Origin of the sequence: Aquisalimonas sp. 2447 (genome assembly GCF_012044895.1) — a bacterium.
In the GTDB taxonomy this organism is placed as follows: domain Bacteria; phylum Pseudomonadota; class Gammaproteobacteria; order Nitrococcales; family Aquisalimonadaceae; genus Aquisalimonas.
This window is the reverse complement of record NZ_CP050695.1, coordinates 1677043-1700213: the sequence shown is the minus strand read 5'-3', so window position 1 is coordinate 1700213 and position 23171 is coordinate 1677043. Positions and strand designations below refer to the sequence as shown.

The window sequence follows — 23171 nt, the reverse complement described above, 5'->3', positions numbered from 1 at the left end:
CCGAATGATCAGGCGATCAACGCCCAGTTACCGGAGATCAAGCTGCAGGCTTGCGACGGCGCGCGCCCCCGGCAAGCCGGGCCAGCGCAGTGCGCCACGAGCTGCGCGGGGGCGTGGTTACCGCATCCGCCTGCCCCTGGCTTGCCAGGGTATCCATACGCTGATCCACGGCTGCGCGACGGCTCGGCGGCACATCCTCGAGGAGCAGGGTGCGTGCTTCGGGACGGAGCTGGAGCAGGGTTGCCGCCAGCACATCGGTCCCTGCCAGGCCCATCAGGCGATTACGGTTGTTACGATTAAGGCGACTGAGCAGCCCAGCCCGATCCTGAGGCTCCATGGCCAGGAAACCGGCAACGCCCTGAGCAAAAGGCAACGCCCGGAAAGCCTGCACACGATCAGCAGGCGGAAGCAGCGAGAGCCACCGCCCCACTTCGTCCGGTGTCCAACCGACGATATCACGCGGGAGCTGCAGCCGCCCGCGACGGTAAACCAATGCATTACGCTCCACGACTGCACACTCCCCTGCACGCACGAACACGGCGCTGAACCAGCCTCGATCAAGGCTGCAAATGTTACGCTGCACCATCCCGTAAAACAATGACGTTACTATATTTTTATTGTGACGAAAGTCACCTTTTTCAAGGTCTCCAGCGGCGGCCAGGCCAATGCCCGCAGGAGCCCTCCGTGCAGCAATGACCTTTCTCCTTTGACCGTGCTCCGGTAGGCTCACCGCTGTCCGATCCGGCGCCTGCCGATCAACCAGAGGATGGCTTGATGGCCCTATACATTGTCGTGCTCCTGGGCATCGTCCAGGGGGCATTCATGTTTCTTCCCGTGAGTTCCACCGCCCATCTGGTGCTCACGCAGCACTGGCTGATCGCCGGCGGCGCCGACCTGCCAGCGCCGGACAGTGCGGAGATGATCCTGTTCGACCTGGTGGTTCACGTGGGCACACTGATCTCCATCGTGGTCGTCTTTCACCGCAGCCTCTTCCGCCTTATCCGCGACGGCTTCATTGGCCTGGCCCGCATGACCCGCGAACTCCGCCCGGTGCCGCTGACCATTCGGCTGGCCCTGCTGTGCGCCCTCTCCGTGCTGGCCACCGGCATCATCGGCATCACCTTCAAGCTGTTCTTCGAGGCCGTGTTCGCGCGGCCCGGGATGATTGCCGGCACCCTGGCCATTACCGGTGTCCTGCTGTGGATCACCGATCGTCTGCCGCCGCGGCCCAAGGGCCTGCGCGACATCCGCCCGACAACCGCCGTGGGGATCGGCATCGCTCAGGGCCTGTCGCTGATCCCCGGCATCAGCCGCAGCGGCATCACCATTGCCGCATCTCTGCTGTTCGGGCTGAAGCGGCGCTGGGCAGCGGAATACAGCTTTTTCCTGGCCATCCCCACCATCCTGGCGGCAACCCTGGTGCACTTCCTGGAGTTGCAGGCAGCCGGCGGTGCGACCCGGCTGGGCTGGATGGAAATGACGGTGGGACTGGTGGTCGCCGCAGTGGTGGGCACGTTCGCGCTGATGCTGGTGGTACGGCTGCTGTACCGTGCCAAGCTGCGGATCTTCTCCTGGTACCTCTGGCTCCTGGCCTTACTTGTCGCCTTCGGCGTCATCCCCATTACTCATTGAGCGGCGCGGTGGCAATAGTGACGACATACCTGGCCATTGCAACCGGCGGGGCCGTCGGCGGCGCACTGCGCTACCTGCTGGGTTCCCTGGTGGACCGTCGACATACAGGCCGGTTTCCCTGGGGGACGCTACTGGTTAACATCTCCGGCGCACTCGTGGCCGGCGCCCTGGCAGCGGCCTTTGCACAAGCGGGAACACTGAACACTACCGCGTCGGCCGCCCTGCTGATCGGCGTCTGCGGCAGCTACACCACGGTGTCTTCCTTCAGCCTGCAGGCTCTGACCCTGATGCAGTCCGGGCATGCCGGGCGCGCGGCACTCTATGTATTGCTCTCGGTGACCGGCTGTCTGCTGGCAGTGGCGGCTGGCCACGGTCTCGCTCTCAGCCTCGTGACCACGGGGGTCACAGCATGACCGCCAGCGGTGCCATGGCGGTGACCCTGGGCAGCGCCCTGGGCGCAGTCCTGCGCCAGGCCACCAGCGATGCTTTCGCCATCGCCGGGGCCGGCTTCCCTTGGGACACCCTGACCGTCAACGTCCTGGGTTCACTGATCATCGGCTGGCTCGCCGCACTCACGGTCGCGGAGTGCCGCCTGCCCCTGGGCGAGAATCGCAGGCTGTTTCTCATGGGCGGTGTCTGCGGCGGCTTCACCACGTTCTCGGTGTTCAGCCTGGAAACCCTGGCCCTGCTCCAGGCAGGCGCGTTGCCCCTCGCCATGGCGAACATTGCCGGCACCCTGATCGTTTGTCTGGGCGCCGTCTGGGTCGGCTTTGCCCTCGGCTCGCGCATGAACCATGGCCCCCGCCCCTGACCCATCCTCTGCACCACGCTGGCGCACGGATGCCAGCACCACCACCGCCATACGGGCATCTCCGCAAGGCACGAGGCTTGCAATGTCGTTACCGTGCAGTGACAAGCCACCAAGCAGCGGGTTGAACACCCTGGAGCATGCCCATGACGACCACAGTGATGCTGATTGATGAGTCCAGCGATCGAGCCGAGTGGTTGCGCGAGGCCCTGAACGATTCCGGCTACCGCGTTGTCGCCACCATCGCTCCCCACGAGGATCTGTATCAGCAGGTCAAGGAGATCGAGCCTGATGTCGTGATCATCGAAGCGGGCTCTGGCAAGCGTGACATTCTCGAGGGCCTCAGCGCGCGCACCCGCCGCTACCCGCGCCCGGTGGTTCTGCTCACCGAACACAACGACCCGGAGCTGATGAGCGAGGCCACGCGGGCGGGCATCAGCCCCTATGTCGTCGGTGGTCTGTCGGCCAGTGGCGTGCAGTCCATCATCAATGTCGCCATCAACCAGTTCCACGAGTTCGAAAAGCTGCGTAACGAGCTATCCGACACCCGGGCGCGGCTGGAGAACCAGCGCATCATGGAACAGGCCAAGTGCCTGCTCATGGAGCAGGATGGCCTGAGCGAGAACCAGGCCTATCACCTGCTGCGCAAGACCGCCATGGAGAAGAGCCGGGCCATCAGCGAGATCGCCCAGGCCTTCCTGCGCACCCGGGGCCGTGCCTAGTGTTTTGCATCGCACTCGGGTTAACGGACACCAGACGCGCACCAAATCCAGGCACGCCGCACCATGGCAGTGCATGATCTGAACCTCCAATCTCGCGAGGCAACCGTAAACCCCTGAACGCCAGGATACGAAAGTCCTGGCATGGGGTTTGCTATCCCACTCACGACAGCGGCAGAACCGGTCGTCGCCCCGAGCGACTCCCAATGGCGGGATGTACCGGCAACGCCACCGACCACCAGGCAGGGGTGCCGTCCATCGCACAAGCGATGGGGCACCCCTTTTTGTTTGCAGCAAAGAGGGCGAGACCATGAGCTTCAAATCCCTGGGTAATCCTTTCGACCCCGACACCGATCTGCGCCACGGCGCCGGCTGCTCCTGCACGAGCTGCCAGCCGGCGACCACGGCCGCCGACGAGGCCAAGGGCGACCCCACCCATGCCCATCAGCACGCGGCCACCGATGTCCCCGATGACCGCGAAAAGCTGATGGACCGGCTCATCGAGAGCGCGGTGGTGCGGGCCCTGTTTGCCCATCATGACCCCAGTCGCCGGCAGGTGCTGAAGATGATGGGCACCGGCACGTTCGCCGCCGCTCTCGGCTCCATGTTCCCGCTGGAAGCGGCCAAGGCTATGCTCAAGGATGATCTGGGTGAACCCGAGAAGAAGGACCTCAGTATCGGTTTCATTCCCATCACCTGCGCCACGCCCATCATTATGGCCCACCCCATGGGCTTCTATGAGCGCTACGGGCTGAACGTGGACGTCCGCCGGGAAGCCGGCTGGGCGGTGGTACGCGACAACTCCATGAACATGGAACATGACGCCGCGCACATGCTCACGCCCATGCCGCTGGCCATCACCATGGGTGCCGGCTCCAGTTCCATGCCCTTCCTGATGCCGGCCGTGGAGAACATCAACGGCCAGGCGATCACCCTGCGCATGGACCACAAGGACAAGCGCGACCCCAAGGACTGGAAGGGCTTCACCTTTGCCGTGCCCTTCGAGTACTCCATGCACAACTTCCTGCTGCGCTACTACGTGGCCGAGCATGGCCTGGATCCGGACAACGACATCTCCATCCGCGTGCTGCCGCCACCCGAGATGGTCGCCAACCTGCAGGCGGGCAACGTGGACGGGTACCTGGCGCCGGACCCCTTCAACCAGCGCGCGGTCTGGGACGAGGTGGGCTTCATTCACATGCTCACCAAGGAGATCTGGGACGGCCACCCGTGCTGCGCGTTCAGCACCAGTCGGCAGTTCGCGGAAGAGGCGCCCAACAGCTTCGGCGCCCTGTTCAAGGCCATCGTGGATGCCACCCACTACTCGTCGAACCACGACAACCGGGCGGAAATCGCGGAGGCGATCTCGGGGCGCAACTATCTCAACCAGCCCACCTCGGTGGTGGAACAGGTGCTCACCGGTCGCTATGCGGACGGTCTCGGCGAGGTGAAGAACGAGCCGGACCGCATCGATTTCGATCCCTTCCCCTGGCACTCCATGGGTGTCTGGATCCTCACGCAGATGAAGCGCTGGGGCTACATCGACGGCGATGTTGATTACAAGGGCGTTGCTGAAGACGTCTACCTGGCCACCGACTGCGGCAAGATCATGCGCGAACTCGGTTACGAGGCGCCGGATGTGACCTACAAGTCTCACACCATCATGGGCAAGGACTTCGATCCCGAAGAGCCGGAAGCCTATGTGGACAGCTTCGAGATCCGGAGGTCCTGATCCATGCTGACCAGCGAAAATCTCAAGGCGGCGCTGCTCAGCGTCGCCCTTCTCATCGTTCTCCTTGGTGCCTGGGAATGGAGCATTGAAGGGGCCATCGTGCCCATGGGCGATCAGGAACTGAGCGAGTACGAGCAGCTCACCGGGGGCAGTGGCGGTGGTTCCCGCATCCCGGCGCCGTCGGCGATCATCAGCCACGCCATCACGGAGCTCAGTGACCCGTTCTACGTGGCCGGCAGTAACGACATGGGCATCGGCGTTCAGCTGGCCCATTCCGTAGGCCGCGTGTTCGCGGGTTACTCCATGGCGCTGCTGGTGGCGATCCCGCTGGGCTTTCTCATCGGCATGTCGCCGATCATGTACAAGGCCCTCAACCCGTACATCCAGATTCTGCGGCCCATTTCGCCGCTGGCCTGGATGCCTCTGGCGCTGTTCCTGATCCGGGACTCCGGGGCGTCGTCGATCTTCGTGATCTTCATCTGCTCCATCTGGCCGGTGTTGTTGAATACCGCCTTCGGTGTCGCCGGGGTGTCGAAGGATCTGCGCAACGTCGCCAGAACCCTGGAGCTCTCATCGCTGAAAACGGCCTTTGCCGTGATTCTCCCGGCAGCGGCACCGACCATTCTCACGGGCATGCGCATCGCCATCGGCATCTCGTGGCTGGTCATCGTTGCTGCGGAGATGCTCGTGGGCGGCAGCGGCATCGGCTACTACATCTGGAACGAGTGGAACAACCTGGATATCACCGCCGTCATCTTCTCGATCCTGATGATCGGCGTTGTCGGGATGATTCTGGACAGCATCCTCGCGGCGGCCACACGCATGGTCCAGTACGACACCTGAGGTAGAGATCATGACCAAACCCTTCCTGTACGTGGAAAACCTGAAAAAGGCGTTCCCGGGGCCCCGTGGCCAGGAGCCGCTGACGGTGTTCGAGAACGTCAACTTCGGCATCGACAAGGGCGAGTTCGTCTGTGTCATCGGCCATTCCGGCTGCGGCAAATCCACCATCCTCAACGTCATGGCGGGGCTGGACGAGTCCACCGACGGCTACGTGTTCATGGATGGCAAGGAAGTCCAGGGCACCAGTCTGGACCGCGGTGTCATCTTCCAGAACCACAGTCTGCTGCCGTGGAAATCGGCCCTGTCCAATGTAACTTTCGCCGTCAAATCCAAGTGGCCGGGCTGGTCCAAGGAAGCAGTCCGCGAGCACGCCATGAAGTACATCGAGCTGGTGGGCCTCAAGGGCTCGGAGCACAAGCGCCCTTCAGAGCTCTCGGGCGGCATGAAACAGCGGGTGGGCATCGCCCGCGCGTTTGCAATCGAGCCGAAGATGCTGCTCATGGACGAGCCCTTCGGAGCCCTGGACGCCCTGACCCGCGGCAGCATCCAGGACGAACTGCTGAAGATCTGTACAAAGACCAAGCAGACCGTGTTCATGATCACCCACGACGTGGACGAGGCGATTCTGCTCTCGGACCGCATCCTGCTCATGACCAACGGCCCCCACGCCCAGGTGGCGGAAGCGGTGGAAGTTCCGATTCCGCGACCGCGCAAGCGCGAGACGCTGGTCCGCCAGGACGGCTACTACGAAACCCGCAACCACCTGGTGGACTTCCTCGTCCGTCGCTCCAAGGAGCTGCAGGGCGAGTACGTTGCCAGCAGCGAAGGCGACCAGGAAACCGCAACGGTCCAGCCGAAGGCCGTCGCCAACGGCTGATTCGCAACCCACACGACAAAGGAGAGCATCATGGACAAGCACGCCATGCGTGAAACCATTCTCGAAGCCAAGCGCCGTAAGGGCCTGAGCTGGGAGCAGCTGGGTGAGGCCACCGGCATGTCGCCGGTATTCATCTGCTCCGCCTGCCTGGGCGAGAACAGCCTGTTGGCCGACCAGGCCAAAGCGCTGGCCAGCGCCCTGGACCTGTCCGACGACACAACGCAGGCACTGCAGGCGTATCCCAACAAGGGTCAGCGCTACGAAACCATGGTCACCGACCCGCTGGTCTACCGCCTCAATGAGGTGGTCATGGTCTACGGCGAGACCCTCAAGGAAGTGATCCAGGAGAAGTTCGGCGACGGCATCATGAGCGCCATCGACTTCACCATGGACGTGGACAAGCAGGAGGATCCGAAGGGTGACCGCGTGGTCCTGACGCTGAACGGCAAGTTCCTGCCCTACAAGCGCTGGTAGCCCCTTGAGGAACTGCAGCCGGTGCGGCACGCGATGTGCCGCGCCGCGCTAGTCTTATGGCCTAATCCCCGTCTTCCATCGCAGCCAGGCGCTGCTCAAGTTCCTTCTGCACCGTGACGTCCTTCTGGATACCGATGTAGTAAGTGAGCTGGTCGCGATCGTTGTAGACCGGCGTGATGCTGAGCTCATTCCAGAACATGGAACCGTCCTTGCGATAGTTCCGCAGGATCTGACGACTGGCCCGTCCGTCGCGGATGGCGGCACGGATCTCGTCCAGCGCCTCCTGATCCCGGTCGTCGGCCTGCAGAAAGCGGCAGTCCTGATAGAGGATTTCCTCGGCACTGAATCCAGTCAACCGCTCGAAAGCGGGATTGACGTAGATCAGCACGTTGTCCTCGCCCTCCTGCTCCGCGATGACAATGCCATCGTTGGAGGCATCGACCAGCTTTCGCAGCAGTTCCGCGGGGATGGTTTCCAGATCGTTCATGTCAAAAAGGCGCCTGTATTACCGCTTGGCCGAGCGCACTGATTCAAACGCCGCCGCGGCGACAATCAGTGCTCCGCCCGTGATTGTGCTGGAGCCGGGCAATTCCGACAAGACGAGGGCGGCGAGCACCGTTGCATAGACCACCTGCAGACAGTTGATCAGGCTCACTGAGACCGCGCTGTGATGCCTCAGGGCATTGGCAAACAGGGTGTGCGGCAGCGCCGTGAACACCACGCCCAGCAGCACCAGAAGAAGCCAGACATCCACCTCTCCGTGGAACGAGGCCGGCGAGAGAAAGGGTGCCGTCACCGCCAGCACCACCAGGACCTGGTAGAACATGGCCACTTTGCCCGGATAGCGGTAGAAATGGTGGCGCTGAATCACATTGCGCAGGGCGTACATCAACGCCGACAGCAGCCCCCAGAGCACCCCCTGAGTCACGGTATTGTCCAGGGAGAATTCCGGCACCATCAGATAGACCCCCACAACCACGGCGGCGGCACCCAGCAGGTCCGCGCCACGGACACGCTGGCCGTGAAAGAATGGCTCGAGGAAGACGGTAATCACGGGAAACGTGAACAGCGCCACGATCCCTACCGCCACGCTGGAGACCTGCATGGCATGGAAGTAGGTCGCCCAATGCACGGCGAACAGCAGACCAAGCCCGACAACCAGCAGATACTCACGGCCCGTCGCCAGGCGGATCCGTGAGCGGGTCGCCAGCAGCAACAGGGTGATGGCCAGCGCCGCAAACAGGCTGCGCCAAACGGTGATATCCAGCGCCGGCAGGGGAATGATCCTGGAGAACAGGGCCGTACCACCCAGAAGCAGAATGCCCAGGTGGAGCTGGATCAGGGTGAGATGACGGATTTCCAGGCGCACGAGCCTCCTTGGCAGGCTGTTGAGGCCGCAACTTTCTAGCGTGACTCCGGAGGAAAGCTGGCCAGAGCCAGTTGCAGTTCCAGAGCACCCAGGTCAGCAATGGCCGCGGCGGCATGATCGGCCTCACGATCCATGACTGCCCGCATCAGGCGGCGCATGACCATCAGGTGCTGGTCCACGGCGGCCGCACGGTGACGACGTGACAGGTACAGCACCCGCCGCAGCCCCGGTTCCAGGTCCGCCAGCAGTTCCTGCAGCAACGGGTTGGCAACAATGGGCGAACACGCCCGGGCGAAGGCGAAATTGTACTCGAAGTAGGCCTCTGCATCACCGCGCTCGGCGCAGGCAACCATCTGCTCCACCACCGTGTAGAGCCCCGGGAGGCTCTCCGGTGACCAGCGCTCGGCCACACTGCGAGCCAGGGTCTGGAACAGCGGCGTGACCACCTGATACAGGCAACGCACTTCATCCGAACCGAGTTGCGTCACCATGGCACCCCGGCGCGGCAGAATGCGGACCAGCCGCTGCCGCTCGAGCACCCGCAACGCCTCCCGTAACGGGCCTCGGCTGACACCGAGTTCACGGGCCAGCTGCACTTCCAGAAGACGCGTCCCCGGTGCCAACTCGCCGCGGATGATGCGCTCACCCAGACTCCCGGCCAGAGTCACCGAAAGGTTGGCTTCACCCCCGTCACCGTGTCCCACCGCTTCCACAGTCATGGACCTGTCAGCCTCGACATACCAATAAGTGTCAACAATTCTAACCCCACACCTACTTATGTTGACAATTATTGTTCTTGATGGAGAATTGTTGACACAAAACAGTGAATCACGACCGAGCCAGGAGGCAATCGTGGCCAAGCAGAACAAGAGCCAAGCGGCGCAGCCCGGAGACCGTGTCGCGGTTGTCGCCGGCCTGCGCACCCCGTTCGCCCGTCAGCTCACGGCATTCCGGGATCTGAACGCCATTCAGTTGGGCACCATGGTGACCACCGAGTTGCTGGCGCGCCTGGACCTGGACCCCGCCCTGGTGGAGCGCTTCGTCTACGGCCAGGTGGGCGTGATGCCGGAAGCACCCAACCCGGCGCGGGAGGTGTTACTGGGCTCCGGCATGAGCCCGAAAACAGACGCATACAGCGTCTCCCGCGCCTGCGCCACCAGTTTCCAGTCCACCGCCGACATCGCCAACGCCATCCGCCTGGGCGAGATCGAGGTCGGCATGGCCGGCGGCGCGGACTCTACTTCGGTGCTACCGATCCAGTTCGGCAAAAAGCTGTCCAGGGCCCTGATCCGTACCACCAAGGCAAAGACGCTGGGTGAAAAGCTGAAGCTGTTCAAAGGCATCCGGCCGCGAGATCTGGCACCCAACCCGCCGGCGGTCAAGGACTACTCCACCAATCTCGGCATGGGCGAGATTGCCGAGCAGATGGCCAAGAATCACGGCATCACCCGCCAGGAGCAGGATGAATTCACCCTGCGCTCCCACCAGCTGGCGGCACGCGCCTGGGACGACGGCAAGCTCGACGACGAGGTCATGACCGCGTTCATCCCGCCCTATAGCGGTGAGCCGCTGCAGCGGGACAATAACGTGCGCGGCGACTCCAGCCTGGAGAAGCTCGCACAGCTGCGGCCGGCCTTCGACCGCAAGCACGGCACGGTCACGCCAGCCAACAGTACGCCGCTCACCGACGGTGCCAGTACCCTGGTGCTGATGAAGGAGAGCCGTGCCCGGGAACTGGGCTATGAACCCCTGGGCTTCATCCGCGCGTCGGCGTTCGCCGCCATTGATCCATTCAACGACGCTCTCATGGGGCCGTCCTATGTCACGCCCATGGCCCTGGACCGCGCCGGCCTGACCCTGCGGGACATGGATCTGGTGGACGTCCACGAAGCCTTCGCGGCGCAGACGCTGGCCAACATCAAGAACTGGCCGTCACGGCACTTCGCCCGCGACGTCCTGGGCCGGGACGAGGCCATCGGTGAAATCGACTGGGACCGCTTCAACGTGCTCGGCGGTTCCATCGCCTACGGCCACCCCTTCGCTGCTACCGGCGGCCGCATGATCACCCAGACCCTCAACGAACTGCGGCGCCGCGGCGGCGGGCTCGCGCTGACCACTGCCTGCGCGGCCGGCGGCCTGGGTGCGGCAATGGTTCTGGAGGTAGCGTAATGGCAACGGCAACGGCGGAAACCAATAACATGACCATCTTCTCCATCAACCGGCGCGACGACGGCATCGCCGTGGTCACCATCGACCTTCCCGGGGAGAGCCAGAACGTACTCAACCGGGCGCTCATGGAAGAGGCGGTTCAGTGCGCCGATACCCTGGACAAGGATGACGGCCTCAAGGGCGTGATCTTTATCAGCGGCAAGCCCGGCTCGTTCATCGCCGGTGCCGATATCGACATGCTCCGCAGCTGCACCAGTGCCGCCGAGGTCACCGAACTCTCTCGCGCCGGCCAGGCCTTCATGGACCGCATCGCCAACTTCCGGGTGCCCGTGGTGGCCGCCATCGACGGCAGCTGCCTGGGTGGCGGCCTGGAACTCGCCCTGGCCTGCCACGGCCGGGTGTGCACCGACAGCAACAAGACCGCCCTCGGTGTGCCGGAAGTCATGCTCGGCCTTCTCCCGGGCAGCGGCGGGACGCAGCGCCTGCCGCGTCAGGTGGGCATCCAGGCGGCGCTGGACATGGCGCTCACCGGCAAGCAGATCGTCCCGGCCAAGGCCCGGCGCATGGGCCTGGTGGATGACGTGGTTCCGGCTCCCATCCTGGAGGATGCCGCGGTGAAGCGGGTCAAGGAGCTCCAAGAGAAACAGCGCGGCAACAAGCGACGTCGGAGCTGGATGGACACGCTGCTGGAAGGCAACCCCATCGGCCGACGCATCGTCTTCGACCAGGCCCGCAAGCAGGCGCAGAAGCGCACGCGCGGCAATTACCCCGCCCTGCCCCGGATCATCGAATGCGTCGAGGCCGGCATTCACCAAGGCGTGGAGAAGGGCCTGGAGCTGGAGGCAAAGCGCTTCGGTGAACTTGCCATGACGCCCCAGGCGCGTCAGCTCATGAGCATCTATTTCGCTACCACGGCGATGAAGAAGGACACCGGTACGGAGGCCGACGTTGAACCGCGCCCGGTCCGTCGCGTCGCCGTACTCGGCGCCGGGCTCATGGGTGCCGGCATTGCCTTCGTCATCACCAACAAGGCCGAACTGCCCGTGCGGCTCAAGGACGTCAGAGTGGAAGGCCTGAACAAGGGCATGCAGCACATCAACGGCGAGATCCAGGCAAAGGTCAAACGCCGCAGCCTGACGCCCTTCGAAGCCGACGTGCAGCTCAACCGGGTCACACCCACGCTGGACTACAGCGGCTTCAACGGCATCGACATGGCCATCGAGGCGGTCTTCGAGGATCTGGACCTCAAGCACCGCATGGTCCGGGACGTGGAAACCCACGGCGGTGAACGGACCATTTTCGCCACCAATACGTCGTCGATCCCCATCACCCGCATTGCCGAAGGGGCCGAGCGCCCGCACAACGTCATCGGCATGCATTACTTCTCCCCGGTGGAGAAGATGCCCCTGCTGGAGGTGATCGCCACCGAGCACACCGATCCGGAGGTGATCGCCACCACGGTCGACGTCGGCCGCAAGCAGGGCAAGACGGTGATCGTGGTCAAGGACGGGGCCGGCTTCTACGTCAACCGCATCCTGGCACCCTACATCAACGAGGCCTGCCACATGCTCAGCGAGGGCGTGCCCATCGATCGCATCGACGAGACCATGCTCAACTTCGGCTTCCCGGTGGGGCCGTTCGCGCTGCTGGACGAGGTGGGCCTGGACGTCACGGCCAAGGTCGCCCCGATCCTCCACGAGGCCTTCGGTGACCGCATGAAGCCCGTGGCGGAGGCGAACCGGATGATCGAGGACGGCCGCTACGGCAAGAAGAGCGAGAAAGGCTTCTACAAGTACGGCGGCAAGAAGAAAAAGGGCGGCGACAAGGAGGTGGATGAGAGCGTCTATTCGTTGCTGGGCGTCGACCCGAGCAACCAGGCCCCGGCGGACGACATCATCGACCGCACCCTGCTGCTGATGGTCAACGAGGCGGCCCGCTGCTGGGACGAGGGGGTGATCCGCACCCTGCGCGACGGTGACATCGGTGCCGTCTTCGGCATCGGTTTTCCGCCCTTCCGCGGCGGCCCGTTCCGCTACATGGACGCCCGCGGCATCAAGGAAACGGTGGAGCGCCTGCGGGAACTCCAGGGCAAGCACGGCGAGCGGTTCGCGCCGGCACCCATCCTGGAGCGCATGGCGTCCAACGGCGAGACGTTCCACACGGACTGAGTCGCGCCGCATCCTCACCGTAGGAGCGGAGCAAGCCGCGACCATTGCAGAGCATCAGCGCAGGCTCTTCAGGTGCCTTTGATCCGGGGCCGCCGATCGGGTACTCCGGTCACGGACACGCTGTGAATACATCCGTGTACGCTCGGCACTGGCCATCCATGGCCAGTGACGGTCCGTGACCGGAGCACCCGATCAGCGGCCGAGGATGCTTGACGGTGTGGCGCCTGGGTTCGTTTCGGCGCCGGGTGCTCTGCAATGGTCGCGGCTTGCGCCGCTCCTACGCGGTGCGGGACGTCTGTTCCAGGCGGGCTGCAAGCAGGTCCTGCTCCACCTGTTCCCAGTCCGGCGCCGCCCCTGCACCGGCAATGCACTCCACGCGGCTGTCCGTACGCCAGGCGCAGAGCCGCACGCTCAACGCCCCCTCGGCACGATCGAACAGCAACCAGCCGTCGTCACACCGGAACACACCCTTGACCCGCTGGGACGGATGAATCCCACGCAGAACCTCGGCCAAACGATCCGCGTCGAAAACGTCGCCGGGGTGAAAGCGCCAGCCACAGGCATCCAGGCCCTGCCCCTGGTCGCGGACGCGCACCGGCAGCCCCGGTCGCGGCTCCCCGGTGTCCTCGGCGCCGTGGACATGACCATGCACGTGGCCGTGATCATGATGGGCCTCGGGGTGGCGGGCCACACGGCCGGAACCGGCCTGGACATCCAGCCACTCGGGATCCAGTGCACCGTTCTCGGTGGTCGCCACCACCGCCTTGGACGGGTAAAGCGTCGCTCCCCAGTCCCGGAATCGCTGCAGGGCGGCCTCGTCGCAGAGGTCCTGCTTGTTGCCCACCAGGACATCCGCCATTTCCACCTGATCCTGGAAGGTACTGTCACTCGTCACCCACTCATCATCCAGGCGGCGCGGATCCACCAGGCAGACGGTGGCGCGGACGTCCAGCGCCTCTGCCAGCCCCTCGCCACGCAGCGTATCCAGCACCCGCGCCGGGTGCCCCACGCCGGTGGGCTCGATCAGCAGCCGGTCCGGCAGTGCTTCGCGCAGCAGCCGCGTCAGGGTAACCTGCAGGGGTGCCCCCATGGTGCAGCACAGGCAGCCCCCGGGCAGTTCCCGGATTACGGGCTCACCGTGTTCCGGTGCAACAGCCGCGGCGTCAACGCCGATCTGGCCGAACTCGTTCACCAGCACGGCCCAGCGCTCGTTCGCCGGCGCCCCGTTCAGCAATGCCCGCACCGCCGTGGTCTTGCCCACGCCGAGGAAGCCGGTGATCAGGTTGGTCGGAACGTCCGTGATACGTTGGCGTGACATGCAGTTCATCCGTCAATCTGGAAGCCCGCGGGGCTGTGGACAGGGTGATAACGCGTTACACTATAACAAATTGCAACAGGAAGCCGGAGATCAATGCTCGCGCTTGAAGGGATCACCCATCGCTACCGTGACGGCAGCACTGTCTCCCTGCCCTCCTGGCAGGGCAGGAGCGGTGAACACTGGGCCATTGTCGGCCCTTCCGGCAGCGGCAAGAGCACGTTCCTGCATATCCTGGCCGGGCTGCTTCGGCCCGCCTCCGGCCGGGTCGTGGTCGGTGACCAGGAACTCCACACCATGGGGGAGCGCGCGCTGGATCGCTTCCGGGGGCGGCATATCGGCCTCGTGTTCCAGAGCCTGCACCTGATCGGGGCGCTCACGGTTGCGGACAACCTGCGACTGGCCCGTTACTTCGCGGAGCTTCCCCGGGACGACGCCCGGATACGGGCAGTGTTGGGGCGGCTGGACATCAACGAGCTTGCGGACCAGTATCCGCACCGACTGAGTCAGGGCCAGGCACAGCGCGTGGCCATTGCGCGAGCGCTGGTCAACGAACCGCTGGCCATTCTGGCGGACGAGCCCACCTCGGCTCTGGACGACCGCAACTGTCGGCAGGTCATGGCGCTGCTCACCGAGCAGGCCCGGGACAGCGGTGCCGGTCTGGTCGTGGCCACCCACGACGGCCGGGTACGCGAATACATGGAGCACACACTGGAACTCCCTGCCGGCACCACGGAGGCACACCATGCGTGATGGGCAAGAAGGTGCGCTTGCCGGGAAACATGGCGGCATGAACATGGCTCGTCTGAGCCTGGCGTACCTGCGTCGCAATGCCCTCTCGGCCACACTGAACCTGCTGCTGCTGGCCCTGGGCATCGCTACCATTACCGTGCTCCTGCTGTTCGGCCATCAGATGGAGCAGCGCCTGAGCCGCGACGCAGCCGGGATCGATCTGGTGGTCGGTGCCAAGGGCAGCCCCATGCAGCTGATTCTCTCCAGCATCTACCACATTGACGCGCCCACCGGGAACATTCCCATGCAGGACGCCAACTGGGTGCGGGAACACCCGCTGGTGGCGGATACCATCCCCCTGGCACTGGGTGACAGCTACCGGGGTTTCCGCATTGTCGGTACCAGCCACCAGTACGCAGCGCATTACGGTGGAACACCCCGGCGTGGTGAAATGTGGCAGGACGACATGGAAGCCGTACTCGGTGCCGACGCCGCCGAGCGAACCAACCTGGGCGTGGGTGACAGGTTCGTCGGCGTCCACGGCATCGCCGCTGATGGCGCCGCCGGCGGCGAGGTCCACGATGATCACCCCTATCGCATTACCGGCGTGCTCGAGCGCACGGGCACGGTTCTGGACCGTCTCATCCTGGTGAGCGTCCCCAGCGTCTGGCAGGTGCATGACCATGATCATGACCACGACGACGAAGAACACTCCGACAGCGGTGAACACGCCTACGAGGATGAGGCGCCTGAGCACGTTCACGAGGACGACCACGAGGACCACAACGGCGACGACGCCGCGGCGGAGCATGGGCACGACGACGAGCGCGAGCTGACCGCCCTGCTGGTCCAATACCAGTCGCCACTGGCCGCCGTCACCCTGCCCCGGGTGGTCAATAGCCGGGGTGCCCTGCAGGCGGCAGCACCCGCCTACGAGACGGCGCGTCTGATGCGCATGCTCGGGGTGGGCATGAACACCCTCCAGGCGTTCGGCTGGATGCTGGTCCTGGCCGCAGGACTGGGCGTGTTCATCGGCCTGTACAACGCCCTCAAGAATCGCCGTTATGACCTGGCGCTGATGCGTGCCCTGGGGGCATCCCGCGGCAAACTGTTCCTCCACGTGATGTGTGAAGCGGTGCTGCTGGCGCTGGCGGGGGCTCTGCTCGGCCTGCTCCTGGGCCACCTGGCCGCCGAGGTACTGGGGCAGATGTTTCGCCACACGCAGCAGCTGAACATGACAGGCCTGGTCTTCGTACCGCAGCAGCTGTGGCTGGTGGCCATGGCGGTGGGCGTCGGCGCACTGGCGGCGCTGATCCCCGCCATCCGGGCCTACCGCACCGACATTGCGGAAACCCTGAGCCGCGGGCGCTGACCCCGCGGACGGCTCAATCAAACAGGTGACGCATGCGTACGCGATTGCTTTTCGTTTCCGTCCTCGTGCTCGCGCTCACCGGTTGCGGCGACGACACCGAGTCCGTCGACGCTGACAATACCCCGGTTCAGGCCGATGCCGTCAGCAACGGGAGCGGCGAAGGCGGTGCAGCCATTCGCGTCTACATGAAGGATATGGACGAGTTCGGCGAAGTTGCCGGACTGACGACGTCCCGGGAGGAATTTCTCGATCTCGCCATCGCCCTCGAGGATGACGACGGTGAGCGCGTCTCCTCCGCGGAACTTGAAGTCAGTTCCCTGGTGGGCAATGAACTCAGCGACAGCCGCCTGGAAACCGATGGTGATGGTCTGGCGGAACTGCGTTTCCGCCCCATCCTCCCCGGCGAGGACACCCTGACCTTCACCGGCGACGGCATCAGCAAGCAGCTCACCGTCTATGTTACCGACGAAGCCTTCGGCCATCCTCTGGAACACATGGAGGAGCGAGCCACCGAACTGCCCGACGTCGATGGCACGGTCTCCTGGGATCTCCTGGGTAGCGTGGACAGCCGCGAGGGCGACCACGGTCTGCTGGAGCCGACGTTCAGTGACGAACTGCGGGAGCTGGACGGTCGCGAGGTCAAGATCCAGGGGTTCATGATGCCGCTGGACAACAGCGAGAAACAGCAGCATTTCCTTGTCAGCCGCACGCCGCCGAGCTGTTTCTACTGTCTGCCCGGCGGGCCCGAGAGTGTCATCGAGGTCAAGGCGCAGCGCCCCATGGAATTCAGTTTCGATCCGGTCGTGCTCTCCGGGGACATGCAGCTGGTGGAAAACAGCGACATGGGCCTGTTCTACCGGCTGGAGAACGCGCGCCGGGAGTAGCAACGGGACATCACAACCCTGCGTCCACCAGTGCGCCGGCGAGTGCATGGCCGCTAAGCCAGGCATCCTCCACGCGGGAACCGTGGCACCAGTCGCCGCAGACGCCCACACCCTGCTGTGCAGCCAGCAGGTAGCCGTCGTCCAACGGGGCCATGCACTGGCTGTAACGCCAGCGGTGGCAGCGGAGTATTTCCGTCGGCCCGGTAATACCGGTCATGCTCCGCACCCGCTCCGCCATGTCGCGACCCACGGAACCGGCATCATCCTCCAGTCGGGCCTCGGAAAACGCGCCCGCCGCGTGGGCAATCCACACATCCGACCGCTCCCGGCCCGGCTTGCTGCCATCCCGGGCCAGCCAGCGCAACGTGTCATCCGCCACGAAGGCGGCGTCGAAATCCGGCGCCTCCCCATCCACGCGGACCACCACCGACCAGCATGGCCGCATGGCCACACCGCCGGCACGCTCGGCAAATTCCGGCGCCACCAGTTGCAGAAGCGGCACCGCCTGGGCCGGAGGCACTGCCACCACCACCGCATGAAAGGCCCCGGCGGAGCGTCCCTCCTCGGTCTGCAACCACCATCCGCCGGGCTCACCCGTAATCCCGGTGACCCGGGTGGCCGGCAATAGATCCAGTTCCTGGGCCAGGTTTCGGGTCACGGCACTCATGCGCGGCCCCCCCACCCAGCGCTGCGGGCCATCGTCGACATCCACCACGCCGCCGGCGCCGACCCGGACCAGACGACCATCCCAGGGTGCGGCAACCCCCTGGCGACACCACTCCTCAACCGCGGCAACGAACTCGGGATGGCGGGCAGTAAAGTACTGGGCGCCGAGATCGGCCTGCCAATCCGGCCCACGCGCCGTGGTCATGCGCCCGCCCGGCCCACGCGCCTTCTCCAGCACGGCCACCTGCATGCCCGCTTCCCGCAGGCGTCGGGCGCAGGCCAGCCCGGCCAGTCCGGCACCGATAACCGCCACATGCGTCGGCTTGCTCAATGGCTACCGCCTCCTCTCGAATATCGCTTCCGCTACCGTGACAACGCCGTCAATCCGGCCGTACGGCCCATGTCATTGTTGACGCGCCAGCGGGCTTTCACGCAGCCCGACATGGCCCACTCCGGGCAGCTTGACAGCCAGCCCGAAGGGATCGACGCCGATCACCATACCCAGAATGTTCACTTCAAGGCCTTCGACGCGGGCGATCCCGACGCTGGCCACACCGTTCACCGAGACCTGGTAGCCGGTGCCGCTGGGCATGGGCGCCAACAACGCCCCCGAGAGATAGTCTTTGCCTACCGCCGTGGGTGGCAGGGCTGCATCCAATCCTGACACCTCCCGGATCAGCCAGGCCACGAAGGTATTGCTGTTGGGGCCTGGCCAGACAGCGTAGTCGCCGTTGTGGGGGTAACGTTCAACAGCGTCGGCAATGCGCGGGATCAATGCACTGGCTTCGTCCCCACGGAGATCCAGCAGCAGCTTGGACGCGCTTCCGAACCAGTTTCTGTCCGGGATACCGAAGCCCGAAGCCACCCGACCGCCCCGCCAACTGGTAACCTCATAAACCCGGTAGCGCTCCGCACCCGCCTCCTTGGCCGCAACCCAGCTGTGGACGGCGAACACGCCCCGCCAGCTGAACGCCCGGGCCGCATAGACCTGGACCACTGCCCCAGGGTGTGCATCCGGCTCTGGAGCCATGCCGGCGCTTTCCCGGTTCGCCTCATGCCAGCCGGTGTTCACGCCGGCGGCATCGGTCACATAGAGATAGGCCGGACCACCAAGGAGAACAATCAGGAATAGCCCAACACCGATCAGCCAGCGCATACGTTGAACCTCACCCTATCGCGGACACAATCCGCCTCTGGCCGCGAAAGAAAGGGCTTGGCACGGGACGTCGGTAGGGAACCCTTGAGAAACATGGCGGAGAGGGAGGGATTGCTGCGGCGCTCCGCGCCTTGCCCTCCGGGTCGTTGCCGCTGCCGCGGCAACGGGCTGCGCCTCGCGGCGCGGTCGAACCGAATTGTCCATCCGGGGGTTCGAATCCCCGGGGTCATCATGTTTTCAAGGGCTGCCTGCGGCAACCCTTGGAAAACATGGCGGAGAGGGAGGGATTGCTGCGGCGCTCTGCGCCTTGCCCTCCGGGTCGTTGCCGCTGCCGCGGCAACGGGCTGCGCCTCGCGGCGCGGTCGAACCGAATTGTCCATCCGGGGGTTCGAATCCCCGGGGTCATCATGTTTTCCAAGGGCTGCCTGCGGCAACCCTTGGAAAACATGGCGGAGAGGGAGGGATTCGAACCCCCGGGCCCTTGCGGGCCAACGCATTTCGAGTGCGCCCCGTTCGACCGCTCCGGCACCTCTCCACATCACGCGGCTCGTGAGTCGCGCGGCGCGTAGTCTACAATAGTTTTCCGGTCAGACTCCAACGGTTCCGGAAAGAAGGCCTCATGGTGCATCTGCTGCTGCGATTCCTGATTGCCACACTTGCTCTGCTGATCGGCGGCCTCGCGTTGACCGGACAGCTGCAGCAGGAGCGGAACCTGCTGCAGCAGGTCCAGACAGAAGGGACGCTGGTGGTGGTCACCCGCCTTGGCCCGACCACGCTCTACGAGACCGGCGACGGCCTGGCTGGCATGGACTACGACCTGGCACGCGGATTCGCCGATTTTCTTGACGTGGAACTGCGGTTGATCATCGCCCGCAACAAGACCGAGATGTATCAGGCCCTGGCCTCCGGCAGTGCCCACCTTGCCGCCGGGGCCCTAAGCATCGTCGACAGCCGACGCTCCTTCTTTCACTACAGCACGCCCTACGCCGAGGTGGATCAGCACTTGATCTACCGACGCGGCGAGCCGGCTCCGGAATCTGTCCAGGAGCTTGCCGGCTTCCACGGCGCGCGGGTACGCGTCATGGCCAACAGCCATGCCGCCGACAAACTGCGCGACCTCGCCAATAGCGACATCCGGCAATCCTGGGACATCGCCGCCGAAACCGACGTGCGGGAACTGCTCTATGATGTCTGGACCCGGGCCATCGACTACACCATCGTCGATTCCAACGCCCTCGCCCTGAATCAGAACTACTACCCGGAGCTGCGTGTCGCGTTCACCTTCGACGAAGGCCAGGAGCTGGCCTGGGCGTTTCTCGATGACGGCGACACCAGCCTCCATGAAGCCGCCGAAGAGTTCCTGGGCACCATCCGCGAGGACTCGACCCTGGCCGACATCCGCGAGCGATACTACGGCTACCTCAGTGGTTTCGACTATGTGGGCGCCCGCGTTTTCCTGCGTCACGTGACTGAGCGCCTTCCGCAGTTCCGGGACACTTTCCAGCAGGCGGGCGAGGAGTATGGCGTGGACTGGCGCCTGTTGGCGGCCATCGGCTACCAGGAGTCCCACTGGGACCCGGAAGCCGTATCACCCACCGGGGTCCGCGGACTGATGATGCTCACCCAGCGTACCGCCACTGAGCTCGGTGTAAGCAATCGCCTGGATCCCGAGGAAAGCATCCGCGGTGGCGCCCGCTACTTCGCTTCCCTGCGGCAGCGCCTGTCCGACGACATCGAGGAGCCGACACGGACCTGGATGGCACTCGCATCATACAACGTGGGCATGGGACATCTGCAGGATGCCCGCAGGATCACCGAGCAGGAGGGTGCCAACCCCGACAGCTGGTCCGACATCCGTGAGCATCTGCCACTGCTGGCGCAGCCCGAATGGTACCAACAGACCCGATTCGGCCACGCCCGCGGCTGGGAGCCCGTGCAGTACGTTCGTGGCGTGCGCAGCTACTATGCGCTGCTGCGCCGGATCACGGACCCGGGGCAGTTCAGCATTAGTCCCGAGGCCAACCCGGAGCACCGCCGACAGTTCCAGCCGCGGGACGCCGGACATCTCCGGCTGCCACGGACCCTGGAGGCATTGCACTGAGCCATTGCCGGACTGCGTGCGGTATTGTCTTCAGCGCCTTGAGCGAAAGAATCCACGCAGGAGTTCGGCGCTCTCCTCGGCAAGCACACCACCCTGCCAGATGACGTCATGATTATGCAGCCCGGGCTCCAGTAGCCGGAAGCAGCTCTCCACCGCGCCGGTTCGCGGCTCGCTGGCTGCAAAGACCAGACGGGCGACGCGGGCATGCACCAGGGCGCCGACACACATGACGCAGGGCTCCAGCGTCACATACAGCGTGGTTCCGGTGAGCCGGTAGTTGCCCGCCCGGGACGACGCCGCCCGCAGGGCGTGGATTTCAGCATGCACGGTGGGGTCCGCCGCCCCGATGGGGTGATTCCAGCCCCGCGCCAGCACACCGCCGTCACGGACCAGCACCGCGCCCACCGGCACCTCCCCCGCCGCCTCGGCACGGCGCGCCTCGAGCAGGGCCTGCTCCATCCAGTGCCGGTCCTGCTCGTGCTGATCCTCCGCCTGCACGCCGCTGCTCATGGGGACGGCGCCGTCATTCCCACTCGATGGTTGCCGGCGGCTTGCCGGAAATGTCGTAGACCACACGGGAGATGCCTTCGATCTCGTTGATGATACGGCGGCTGACGTGGTCCAGGAACTCGTAGGGCAGATGCGCCCAGCGGGCGGTCATGAAATCGATGGTCTCCACGGCGCGCAGGGCGATCACGTGCTCGTAGCGGCGCCCGTCGCCGGTAACGCCCACGGACTTCACCGGCATGTAGACGGCAAACGCCTGGCTCACCTTGTTGTAGAGATCATGCTTCCACAGCTCCTCGATGAAAATCGCGTCGGCCCGGCGCAGCGGGTCGGTATACGCCTTGCGGATCTCGCCGAGGATACGGACACCCAGGCCCGGCCCGGGGAACGGGTGACGGTGCACCATGTCGTAGGGCAGCCCGAGCTCGACACCGATACGGCGCACCTCGTCCTTGAACAGCTCCCGCAGGGGCTCGATGAGTTTGAGGTTCATCTTGTCCGGCAGGCCGCCCACATTGTGGTGGGACTTGATGACGTGGGCCTTGCCGGTGGCGGCGCCGGCGGACTCGATCACGTCCGGGTAGATGGTGCCCTGGGCCAGCCAGCTGACGTCGGTGATCTTCTCGGCTTCGTCGTCGAACACGTCGATGAACATGTTGCCGATGATCTTGCGCTTCTGCTCCGGATCACTGACACCGGCCAGCGCCTTGAGGAAGCGGTTCTCGGCATCCACGCGGATGACGTTGACACCCATGTGCCTGGCGAAGGTGGCCATGACATGATCGCCTTCACCCAGGCGCAAGAGCCCGTTGTCCACGAACACGCAGGTGAGCTGATCACCGATAGCCCGGTGCAGCAGCGCCGCCACCACCGAGGAGTCCACCCCGCCCGACAAACCCAGGAGCACCTTGTCACTGCCCACCTGCTCGCGGATGCGGGCGATGCTGTCGTCAATAATGTTGCCCGGCGTCCAGTTGCCGCTGCAGCCGCAGAGTTCGCGCACGAAACGGGTCAGAATGCGCTGTCCCTGGACCGTATGGGTCACCTCCGGGTGGAACTGCACGCCGTACCAGAGCCGCTGGTCGTCGCCGATGCCGGCCACCGGTGCAGCGTCGTTGCTGGCAATGCACTTGAACCCCTCCGGAGGTTCGGTCACCCGGTCACCGTGGCTCATCCACACATCCAGCATGCCGTAGCCTTCCGGCGTGGTGTGATCCTCGATGTCCCGGAGCAGCCGGGAGTGGCCACGCGCCCGCACCCGGGCAAAGCCGAATTCCTTGTGCGACGATGGCTGCACGGTGCCACCCAACTGCGACGCCATGGCCTGCATGCCATAGCAGATGCCCAGCAGTGGCACACCCAGCTCGAACACCGGCGCGGGAATGCGAGGCGTCTCGCTGAAGGTCACCGATTCAGGCCCGCCCGAGAGAATCACGCCACTGGGAGCAAAGGTGCGGATTGCCTCCGGATCGCAATCACAGGCGTAGATCTCGCAGTAGACGCCTGCTTCGCGGACACGGCGGGCAATGAGCTGGGTGTACTGGGAGCCGAAATCGAGAATGAGAATGCGTTCAGCGTGAATGTCCTGGGCCATGACGGGTTCCAACGGCAGAATCGAAACGAACGCGCCGCCCGGTTGGGCGGCGC

At 64.8% G+C, this 23171-nt stretch carries 23 protein-coding genes and 1 tRNA gene; 14 read left to right on the top strand and 10 right to left on the bottom strand.

Annotated elements, in window-relative coordinates; genetic code table 11:
- Positions 1–37: 37 nt before the first annotated feature.
- The gene (locus KU884_RS08005; RefSeq protein WP_167782159.1) at positions 38–508 is read right to left on the bottom strand and encodes a hypothetical protein; all 471 of its coding nucleotides are present in this window, start codon (positions 506–508) and stop codon (positions 38–40) included.
- A 266-nt stretch (positions 509–774) separates the two neighbouring features.
- Here KU884_RS08005 and KU884_RS08000 point away from each other — a divergent pair, with 266 nt between their 5' ends.
- From KU884_RS08000 to cynS, 8 genes are all read left to right on the top strand, one after another.
- Positions 775–1632: an undecaprenyl-diphosphate phosphatase gene (locus KU884_RS08000; RefSeq protein WP_167782158.1), complete on the top strand. Its 858-nt coding sequence runs from the start codon at positions 775–777 to the stop codon at positions 1630–1632.
- Positions 1633–1649: 17 nt separating this feature from the next.
- Positions 1650–2045, top strand: coding sequence for a fluoride efflux transporter CrcB (gene crcB, locus KU884_RS07995; protein ID WP_254432211.1), 396 nt, complete (start codon positions 1650–1652; stop codon positions 2043–2045).
- Entirely contained in the window at positions 2042–2443 is a 402-nt protein-coding gene (gene crcB, locus KU884_RS07990) for a fluoride efflux transporter CrcB (RefSeq protein WP_167782156.1), read from the top strand. Before crcB (KU884_RS07995) ends, crcB (KU884_RS07990) begins: the two co-directional genes overlap by 4 nt.
- Positions 2444–2586: 143 nt before the next feature.
- Positions 2587–3162, top strand: a complete 576-nt coding sequence (locus tag KU884_RS07985; protein ID WP_167782155.1) for an ANTAR domain-containing response regulator — start codon at positions 2587–2589, stop codon at positions 3160–3162.
- A 307-nt stretch (positions 3163–3469) separates the two neighbouring features.
- Positions 3470–4891 (top strand): CmpA/NrtA family ABC transporter substrate-binding protein, encoded by a 1422-nt coding sequence (locus KU884_RS07980; RefSeq protein WP_167782154.1) that lies wholly within the window; start codon positions 3470–3472, stop codon positions 4889–4891.
- A 3-nt stretch (positions 4892–4894) separates the two neighbouring features.
- Positions 4895–5734: a nitrate ABC transporter permease gene (gene ntrB, locus KU884_RS07975; protein WP_174813720.1), complete on the top strand. Its 840-nt coding sequence runs from the start codon at positions 4895–4897 to the stop codon at positions 5732–5734.
- Between the two features lie 10 nt (positions 5735–5744).
- Positions 5745–6611 (top strand): ABC transporter ATP-binding protein, encoded by an 867-nt coding sequence (locus KU884_RS07970; RefSeq protein WP_167782153.1) that lies wholly within the window; start codon positions 5745–5747, stop codon positions 6609–6611.
- A 30-nt stretch (positions 6612–6641) separates the two neighbouring features.
- On the top strand, positions 6642–7085 hold the full coding sequence (cynS, locus tag KU884_RS07965) for a cyanase (RefSeq protein ID WP_167782152.1): 444 nt from the start codon (positions 6642–6644) through the stop codon (positions 7083–7085).
- A gap of 61 nt (positions 7086–7146) precedes the next feature.
- On the opposite strand, the gene KU884_RS07960 is transcribed toward cynS, so the two are convergent.
- Genes KU884_RS07960 through KU884_RS07950 form a run of 3 tightly spaced genes read right to left on the bottom strand, consistent with a single transcriptional unit; the run spans position 7147 to position 9173 of the window.
- Positions 7147–7572, bottom strand: coding sequence for a PAS domain-containing protein (locus KU884_RS07960; RefSeq protein ID WP_167782151.1), 426 nt, complete (start codon positions 7570–7572; stop codon positions 7147–7149).
- An 18-nt stretch (positions 7573–7590) separates the two neighbouring features.
- Positions 7591–8454: a DMT family transporter gene (locus KU884_RS07955; protein WP_217351447.1), complete on the bottom strand. Its 864-nt coding sequence runs from the start codon at positions 8452–8454 to the stop codon at positions 7591–7593.
- 35 nt (positions 8455–8489) lie between these two features.
- Positions 8490–9173 carry a GntR family transcriptional regulator gene (locus KU884_RS07950; RefSeq protein WP_167782150.1) on the bottom strand — a complete coding sequence of 228 codons (684 nt, stop codon included), beginning with the start codon at positions 9171–9173 and terminating at the stop codon, positions 8490–8492.
- 133 nt (positions 9174–9306) lie between these two features.
- Between KU884_RS07950 and fadI the strand changes: the two genes are divergently transcribed.
- Together fadI and fadJ are read left to right on the top strand one after the other, a co-directional pair.
- Entirely contained in the window at positions 9307–10623 is a 1317-nt protein-coding gene (gene fadI, locus KU884_RS07945; RefSeq protein WP_254432210.1) for an acetyl-CoA C-acyltransferase FadI, read from the top strand.
- Positions 10623–12791, top strand: coding sequence for a fatty acid oxidation complex subunit alpha FadJ (fadJ, locus tag KU884_RS07940; RefSeq protein ID WP_217351446.1), 2169 nt, complete (start codon positions 10623–10625; stop codon positions 12789–12791). The genes fadI and fadJ overlap by 1 nt, the downstream gene beginning before the upstream one ends.
- A 277-nt stretch (positions 12792–13068) precedes the next feature.
- Here the strand turns inward: fadJ and KU884_RS07935 are convergent, their stop codons facing one another.
- A complete protein-coding gene (locus KU884_RS07935; RefSeq protein WP_167782148.1) occupies positions 13069–14109 on the bottom strand; it encodes a GTP-binding protein in 1041 nt (346 codons plus the stop codon).
- Between the two features lie 93 nt (positions 14110–14202).
- Here KU884_RS07935 and KU884_RS07930 point away from each other — a divergent pair, with 93 nt between their 5' ends.
- From KU884_RS07930 to KU884_RS07920, 3 genes are read left to right on the top strand one after another with little or no spacing between them, the layout of a single operon-like run.
- Complete coding sequence (locus tag KU884_RS07930; protein ID WP_167782147.1) at positions 14203–14859, top strand: ABC transporter ATP-binding protein; 657 nt, start codon at positions 14203–14205, stop codon at positions 14857–14859.
- Positions 14852–16210, top strand: coding sequence for an ABC transporter permease (locus tag KU884_RS07925; RefSeq protein WP_217351445.1), 1359 nt, complete (start codon positions 14852–14854; stop codon positions 16208–16210). The genes KU884_RS07930 and KU884_RS07925 overlap by 8 nt, the downstream gene beginning before the upstream one ends.
- 32 nt (positions 16211–16242) lie before the next feature.
- Positions 16243–17094 (top strand): DUF3299 domain-containing protein, encoded by an 852-nt coding sequence (locus KU884_RS07920; protein ID WP_167782146.1) that lies wholly within the window; start codon positions 16243–16245, stop codon positions 17092–17094.
- Between the two features lie 10 nt (positions 17095–17104).
- Here the strand turns inward: KU884_RS07920 and KU884_RS07915 are convergent, their stop codons facing one another.
- The 3 genes from KU884_RS07915 to KU884_RS07905 all read right to left on the bottom strand — a co-directional run bounded on the left by KU884_RS07915 (position 17105) and on the right by KU884_RS07905 (position 19451).
- Complete coding sequence (locus KU884_RS07915) at positions 17105–18091, bottom strand: NAD(P)/FAD-dependent oxidoreductase (RefSeq protein ID WP_167782145.1); 987 nt, start codon at positions 18089–18091, stop codon at positions 17105–17107.
- 72 nt (positions 18092–18163) lie between these two features.
- Complete coding sequence (locus KU884_RS07910) at positions 18164–18916, bottom strand: DUF3750 domain-containing protein (RefSeq protein WP_167782144.1); 753 nt, start codon at positions 18914–18916, stop codon at positions 18164–18166.
- A 447-nt stretch (positions 18917–19363) separates the two neighbouring features.
- Positions 19364–19451, bottom strand: a tRNA-Ser gene (locus KU884_RS07905).
- Positions 19452–19535: 84 nt separating this feature from the next.
- Here KU884_RS07905 and mltF point away from each other — a divergent pair.
- Positions 19536–21017 (top strand): membrane-bound lytic murein transglycosylase MltF, encoded by a 1482-nt coding sequence (mltF, locus tag KU884_RS07900; protein WP_167782143.1) that lies wholly within the window; start codon positions 19536–19538, stop codon positions 21015–21017.
- Positions 21018–21047: 30 nt separating this feature from the next.
- Here the strand turns inward: mltF and tadA are convergent, their stop codons facing one another.
- Positions 21048–21527, bottom strand: a complete 480-nt coding sequence (tadA, locus tag KU884_RS07895; RefSeq protein WP_167782142.1) for a tRNA adenosine(34) deaminase TadA — start codon at positions 21525–21527, stop codon at positions 21048–21050.
- Between the two features lie 13 nt (positions 21528–21540).
- Positions 21541–23118, bottom strand: a complete 1578-nt coding sequence (gene guaA / locus KU884_RS07890; RefSeq protein WP_167782141.1) for a glutamine-hydrolyzing GMP synthase — start codon at positions 23116–23118, stop codon at positions 21541–21543.
- Positions 23119–23171 lie beyond the last annotated feature (53 nt).

Bases quoted from the DNA above. Each gene is read 5' to 3' on its own strand.
- KU884_RS08000 (WP_167782158.1), top strand. From the start codon at position 775: ATGGCCCTATACATTGTCGTGCTCCTGGGCATCGTCCAGGGGGCATTC.
- fadJ (WP_217351446.1), top strand. From the start codon at position 10,623: ATGGCAACGGCAACGGCGGAAACCAATAACATGACCATCTTCTCCATC.
- tadA (WP_167782142.1), bottom strand. From the start codon at position 21,527: ATGAGCAGCGGCGTGCAGGCGGAGGATCAGCACGAGCAGGACCGGCAC.
- ntrB (WP_174813720.1), top strand. From the start codon at position 4,895: ATGCTGACCAGCGAAAATCTCAAGGCGGCGCTGCTCAGCGTCGCCCTT.
- KU884_RS07950 (WP_167782150.1), bottom strand. From the start codon at position 9,173: ATGACTGTGGAAGCGGTGGGACACGGTGACGGGGGTGAAGCCAACCTT.
- cynS (WP_167782152.1), top strand. From the start codon at position 6,642: ATGGACAAGCACGCCATGCGTGAAACCATTCTCGAAGCCAAGCGCCGT.
- KU884_RS07980 (WP_167782154.1), top strand. From the start codon at position 3,470: ATGAGCTTCAAATCCCTGGGTAATCCTTTCGACCCCGACACCGATCTG.
- guaA (WP_167782141.1), bottom strand. From the start codon at position 23,118: ATGGCCCAGGACATTCACGCTGAACGCATTCTCATTCTCGATTTCGGC.
- KU884_RS07985 (WP_167782155.1), top strand. From the start codon at position 2,587: ATGACGACCACAGTGATGCTGATTGATGAGTCCAGCGATCGAGCCGAG.
- KU884_RS07920 (WP_167782146.1), top strand. From the start codon at position 16,243: ATGCGTACGCGATTGCTTTTCGTTTCCGTCCTCGTGCTCGCGCTCACC.
- KU884_RS07925 (WP_217351445.1), top strand. From the start codon at position 14,852: ATGCGTGATGGGCAAGAAGGTGCGCTTGCCGGGAAACATGGCGGCATG.
- KU884_RS07930 (WP_167782147.1), top strand. From the start codon at position 14,203: ATGCTCGCGCTTGAAGGGATCACCCATCGCTACCGTGACGGCAGCACT.
- KU884_RS07960 (WP_167782151.1), bottom strand. From the start codon at position 7,572: ATGAACGATCTGGAAACCATCCCCGCGGAACTGCTGCGAAAGCTGGTC.
- crcB (WP_167782156.1), top strand. From the start codon at position 2,042: ATGACCGCCAGCGGTGCCATGGCGGTGACCCTGGGCAGCGCCCTGGGC.
- KU884_RS07910 (WP_167782144.1), bottom strand. From the start codon at position 18,916: ATGCGCTGGCTGATCGGTGTTGGGCTATTCCTGATTGTTCTCCTTGGT.
- mltF (WP_167782143.1), top strand. From the start codon at position 19,536: ATGGTGCATCTGCTGCTGCGATTCCTGATTGCCACACTTGCTCTGCTG.
- KU884_RS07935 (WP_167782148.1), bottom strand. From the start codon at position 14,109: ATGTCACGCCAACGTATCACGGACGTTCCGACCAACCTGATCACCGGC.
- KU884_RS07970 (WP_167782153.1), top strand. From the start codon at position 5,745: ATGACCAAACCCTTCCTGTACGTGGAAAACCTGAAAAAGGCGTTCCCG.